This is a genomic window from Puniceibacterium antarcticum, assembly GCF_002760615.1.
Classification (GTDB): domain Bacteria; phylum Pseudomonadota; class Alphaproteobacteria; order Rhodobacterales; family Rhodobacteraceae; genus Puniceibacterium; species Puniceibacterium antarcticum.
In genome coordinates, this window is record NZ_AWWI01000135.1 from 1 (window position 1) to 2623 (window position 2623).

Annotated in this window: 2 rRNA genes; both read left to right on the plus strand. The window is 53.3% G+C overall.

Annotated elements, in window-relative coordinates:
- Nucleotides 1-2257 (plus strand): 23S ribosomal RNA (locus P775_RS20355); the annotation flags it as partial.
- Between the two features lie 116 nt (nt 2258-2373).
- A 5S ribosomal RNA gene (gene rrf, locus P775_RS20360) occupies nt 2374-2488 on the plus strand.
- Nucleotides 2489-2623 lie beyond the last annotated feature (135 nt).

Here is a 2623-nt window from a genome sequence, read left to right on the forward strand (position 1 = left end):
GTGACGGCGTACCTTTTGTATAATGGGTCATCGACTTGGTCTATCTAGCAAGCTTAAGCCGTTAGGTGTAGGCGCAGCGAAAGCGAGTCTTAATAGGGCGTTGAGTTAGATGGATCAGACCCGAAACCGAGTGATCTAGGCATGACCAGGATGAAGGTAAGGTAACACTTACTGGAGGTCCGAACCCACACCTGTTGAAAAAGGTCGGGATGAGTTGTGCCTAGGGGTGAAAGGCCAATCAAACTCGGAGATAGCTGGTTCTCTGCGAAATCTATTTAGGTAGAGCGTCATCCGAATACCCCGGGGGGTAGAGCACTGGATGGGTAATGGGGCCCCACAGGCTTACTGATCCTAACCAAACTCCGAATACCCGGGAGTACTAGATGGCAGACACACAGCGGATGCTAACGTCCGTTGTGAAGAGGGAAACAACCCTGACCTACAGCTAAGGCCCCCAATTCATGGCTAAGTGGGAAAGCAGGTGGGACGACCAAAACAACCAGGAGGTTGGCTTAGAAGCAGCCATCCTTTAAAGATAGCGTAACAGCTCACTGGTCTAAACAAGTTGTCCTGCGGCGAAGATGTAACGGGGCTCAAGCCATGAGCCGAAGCTTAGGATGCCGTAAGGCATGGTAGCAGAGCGTAGTGTGACATAGTTCCATGTCTCTTTTGCCTCTTTCGGGAGGTCTTGGAGACGCGGAGCTTTCTGTGAAGCCGGGGCGTGAGCCATCCGGTGGAGAGATCACTAGTGAGAATGATGACATGAGTAGCGACAAAGGGTGTGAGAGACACCCTCGCCGAAAGTCCAAGGGTTCCTGCTTAAAGCTAATCTGAGCAGGGTAAGCCGACCCCTAAGGCGAGGCCGAAAGGCGTAGTCGATGGGAACCAGGTTAATATTCCTGGGCCAGATGGAAGTGACGGATCTCGAAGGTTGTTCGTTCTTATCGGATTGAACGGGCCGCTTAGAGGTTCCTGGAAATAGCTCCATCGCTAGATCGTACCCTAAACCGACACAGGTGGACTGGTAGAGAATACCAAGGCGCTTGAGAGAACTATGTTGAAGGAACTCGGCAAAATACCTCCGTAAGTTCGCGAGAAGGAGGCCCGGTTTCTAGGCAACTAGAGGCTGGGGGCACAAACCAGGGGGTGGCGACTGTTTACTAAAAACACAGGGCTCTGCGAAGTCGTAAGACGACGTATAGGGTCTGACGCCTGCCCGGTGCCTGAAGGTTAAAAGGAGGGGTGCAAGCTCTGAATTGAAGCCCAGGTAAACGGCGGCCGTAACTATAACGGTCCTAAGGTAGCGAAATTCCTTGTCGGGTAAGTTCCGACCTGCACGAATGGCGTAACGACTTCCCCGCTGTCTCCAACATAGACTCAGCGAAATTGAATTGCCTGTCAAGATGCAGGCTTCCCGCGGTTAGACGGAAAGACCCCGTGCACCTTTACTACAACTTCACACTGGCATTAGGCCGAACATGTGCAGAATAGGTGGTAGGCTTTGAAGCGGAGACGCCAGTCTTCGTGGAGCCTCCTTTGAGATACCACCCTTGTTCTGCTTGATGTCTAACCGCGGTCCGTTATCCGGATCCGGGACCCTGTGTGGTGGGTAGTTTGACTGGGGCGGTCGCCTCCTAAAGCGTAACGGAGGCGCGCGAAGGTTGGCTCAGAGCGGTCGGAAATCGCTCGTTGAGTGCAATGGCAGAAGCCAGCCTGACTGCAAGACTGACAAGTCGAGCAGAGACGAAAGTCGGCCATAGTGATCCGGTGGTCCCAAGTGGGAGGGCCATCGCTCAACGGATAAAAGGTACGCCGGGGATAACAGGCTGATACTGCCCAAGAGTCCATATCGACGGCAGTGTTTGGCACCTCGATGTCGGCTCATCTCATCCTGGGGCTGGAGCAGGTCCCAAGGGTACGGCTGTTCGCCGTTTAAAGAGGTACGTGAGCTGGGTTTAGAACGTCGTGAGACAGTTCGGTCCCTATCTGCCGTGGGTGTAGGATACTTGAGAGGAGTTGCCCCTAGTACGAGAGGACCGGGGTGAACGAACCACTGGTGGACCAGTTGTCGTGCCAACGGCAGTGCTGGGTAGCTATGTTCGGACAGGATAACCGCTGAAGGCATCTAAGCGGGAAGCCCCCCTCAAAACAAGGTATCCCTGAGGGCCGTGGTAGACCACCACGTCGATAGGCCGGAGATGTAAGCGCAGCAATGCGTTCAGTTGACCGGTACTAATGGCCCGATAGGCTTGATTTGATCCAGTAAAAGACAGGCTCAACCCTGACACTTACGGAACGAATCAAAAGCATACACATCAAGTGAAAAGACTTGGACAACGTTGATCGAGGAAAAAACTTCAGGGCTTTATTCGGTTTGGTGGTCATAGCACGAGCAAAACACCCGGATCCATTCCGAACCCGGCCGTTAAGTGCCGTAGCGCCGATGGTACTGCGTCTTAAGACGTGGGAGAGTAGGTCACCGCCAAACCTAATAAAGCCCTGAAACAACCGTATCTCTCTAAAACGATTATCAGCGATACAGCGATGGCATACACAAAACACCATCAAGCGTCGCGGGATGGAGCAGCCCGGTAGCTCGTCAGGCTCATAACCTGAAGGTCGT